This is a genomic window from Pseudoalteromonas lipolytica (genome assembly GCF_900116435.1).
In the GTDB taxonomy this organism is placed as follows: Bacteria; Pseudomonadota; Gammaproteobacteria; order Enterobacterales; family Alteromonadaceae; genus Pseudoalteromonas; species Pseudoalteromonas lipolytica.
In genome coordinates this window covers 1-2,169 of sequence record NZ_FPAZ01000043.1, presented here as the reverse complement: position 1 = coordinate 2,169, position 2,169 = coordinate 1, and the positions used below count along the sequence as shown (strand labels likewise).

General features: G+C 48.6%; 1 protein-coding gene and 1 pseudogene. Both read left to right on the top strand.

Going from position 1 to position 2,169, the window contains the following annotated elements; genetic code table 11:
* A partial coding sequence (locus BM378_RS20200) for an EAL domain-containing protein (RefSeq protein WP_143104615.1) occupies positions 1-1,380 on the top strand: 1,380 nt, incomplete at its 5' end.
* 21 nt (positions 1,381-1,401) lie between these two features.
* Positions 1,402-2,169, top strand: a pseudogene (locus tag BM378_RS20195) (hypothetical protein); the annotation flags it as partial.

Here is a 2,169-nt window from a genome sequence, read left to right as displayed (position 1 = left end):
CTGGTTGACTCGCCGCATGCGTTGGATAGCAACCAGCTCAATTTATTGCAGGCATTTGCCGAAAATATCAGTTCTGGCTTTGTTAATCAGGCATTGATGAACAAGCTTAGTCAGTTAGCCTACCTCGACACCCCCACCGGTATCCATAACTTTAACTGGCTGGCAAGAGAACTGGGACAGCAATCTACCTATCATATTAATAACAGTTCCTTAGTACTGTTCCGGTTACTCAATTACGACACGGCAGAAATAATGGCCGGGCATGATTATGCCACCAAAATGTTTAAGGCATTCTGCTTATTCATTAACGAGCAGCTCCCTAAGCATTACCTGCTAGCCGTGTGGGACAGAGAAACCGTTGCCCTGGTTTTTACCCTCGACAAAAAACCAGGCGAGGATAAGCTTAAAGCCATTCGTAACACCACCATGGAAATGGATGAACTGGATATCCAGTTACAATTCCAGGTAGGCACCATGGATTTTAAAGATACCCAGTCTTTAAGCCTTGCCGAAGTGCTTGTATTGGCTAATACAGCACTGGGCAAAGCCCGTAGTTCAGGCGTAGATGTTTATAATTTTGACTATGCGCTTATTCAGCGACTCGCCAATCGCATGCGCATTCTCACTGCATTAAAGAAAGCCCTGACTACCAGAGAATCGTTCTTTTTGGTACTCCAACCCAAAGTTAATCTGGCAACGGGCAAGCCGGTTGGCTTTGAGGCTTTACTGCGCTGGCGCGTGGAGGACAATACCCTGTGCCCGCCATCAGAGTTTATTCCCATTGCCGAGGCCTCAGGCCTGAGCCTGGAAATTTCTGAGATGGTAGTAGCAAAAACCATTGAAGTGATTCAACGCCTACAAGCCGAGGGCTACTCGCTACCGGTTTCGTTTAACCTCGCCAACAGCGATGTGGTGAGCCCGATTATCTTTAACGAAATTCACCGTTGTATCGATGAACAGGAAATTGATGCCTCCTTACTGGATATCGAAGTTACCGAAACCCAGGCCGCCGAAGACTACACGGTAATTAACCCGCTACTGCGCTCTTTTATCGATAAAGGCGTTGGCGTGAGCATTGACGATTTTGGTACCGGTTATTCCTCCCTGTCGCAGTTGGCCGACCTGGCCGCTACCACCATTAAGCTCGACCAAAAATTTGTTAACGATCTTACCGCTGAAAACAGGGATAAGGCGCTGCATATTGTGCAGATGATTGCCCGCCTTGCCGAGCGCTTCGCCTTTAAGCTTATTGCCGAAGGCGTAGAGACGGAGGAGCAGCGACAGCTGTTGATGGAGAACGGATATCAGCATGCTCAGGGGTATTATTTTGCCAAGCCCATGCCGATGGACGAGCTGTTAGACTGGCTGGCTAAAACTTAACCTGAATAAGAAGGAAGTACCTTGTTTATACCGGCCCGTTGGCGATATCTGTGGTTATTTTTTGTTGTGCTGGTGTGCGCTCTGGTATTTCGATTAGCCTTCGTTGACCGCTTTAATGAATTAAAACAGCCCTATGAAATTGGTCAGGGCGCGCTTATCGACCAGGCAGCCCTGCTTATTAATACCCGCCTCAGTCTGGTAGAAACGCAAATCCGATTATTTCGCCACGAACTTGAGTTGCTCAACCCCACGCAAGCTGAGCTTGAGCCTGCCATGATCTCCATGTTTAAGCTTTACAGCGACACGCTCCAGGTGCGCTGGATTGACACCCAGGGCTTTGAACGGGTAAGGCTCAACAAATCCGCCAACAGCAGTGTGGTAGCAGTGCCTACCGATGAGTTACAAAACAAACGCAAGCGTTACTATGTTGAGGCTGGTCTTGCGCTGGCTAACGACGACGTGTTTATTTCTCAAATTGATCTCAATGTAGAACAAGGCAAGGTAGAGTGGCCATTCCAACCCACTTTACGTGGCGTAATCAAGGCCAGCTTAGCAAGCATGGGCGATGGCCTGTTGGTCATTAATTTTGATTTACGCTCATTACTGAATGAAGTGGCTGCCTTAAGTGAAACAAACATTCAGTTATTGGTAGCTGCCGGTAAGGACCGCTGGATAGTGCACCCGGATCAAAGTCAGCTCTGGCGCAGCGATCTTAAACTGGGAGCGACAGGGATTGAGACGGACCTTCCCAAACTGGCGCGCTTAATTGAGGATGACGGCCTCGCGCAG